Source organism: Winogradskyella sp. UBA3174 (assembly GCF_002364335.1).
Taxonomy (GTDB): Bacteria; Bacteroidota; Bacteroidia; order Flavobacteriales; family Flavobacteriaceae; genus Winogradskyella.
Window position 1 is genome coordinate 1 of record NZ_DEXW01000060.1, and the last position, 660, is coordinate 660.

General features: G+C 36.5%; 1 protein-coding gene. It reads left to right on the top strand.

What is annotated here, in order from left to right; translation table 11 throughout:
- A partial coding sequence (locus B2U95_RS10695) for an SRPBCC family protein (RefSeq protein WP_296316149.1) occupies positions 1 to 566 on the top strand: 566 nt, incomplete at its 5' end.
- Positions 567 to 660: the final 94 nt, after the last annotated feature.

Consider the following 660-nt stretch of genomic DNA (forward strand, 5'->3'; position numbering starts at 1 on the left):
ACATGCCAGAATTTAAAGAAGCCAAAGATTTCCCTAGACCATGCGATAATTTACATCAATTTCCACTGAGAAAATTCGGACCATTACTTTTCGCAGGATTAAATCCTTCTTTCGATTTTCAGCACGTTACCGATAAAATGAAGGAACGTATTGGCTTCTTACCAATTGACGAATTTATTTTGGATAATTCCCTTTCTAAAGACTATCTCGTTCATGCACATTGGGCTTTATATTGTGACAACTATTTAGAAGGCTTTCATATCCCATTTGTGCATGAAGATTTAAATGCAGTTTTAGATTATGGCACTAACAAAACCGAAACTTATGACCATTGTAATCTGCAAATAGGATACACAAATGACGCTACTGAAGTTTTTGACCTTCCAGAAGACCATATCGATTACGGGAAAAATGTGTCTGCCTATTATTATTGGGTATTCCCAAATATGATGTTTAATTTTTATCCTTGGGGACTCTCTGTTAATGTGGTAAAACCCTTAGATAGAAACAGAACTAAAGTGTCGTTCATTTCTTATGTTTACGACCCTTCAAAGCTTGACAGGTGAGCCGGAAGCGCAATTGAAAAAGTAGAAAGAGAAGATGAATTTGTAGTTGAGAACGTGCAAAAAGGTGTGCGTTCATCTTTCTATAAAGCGGGCC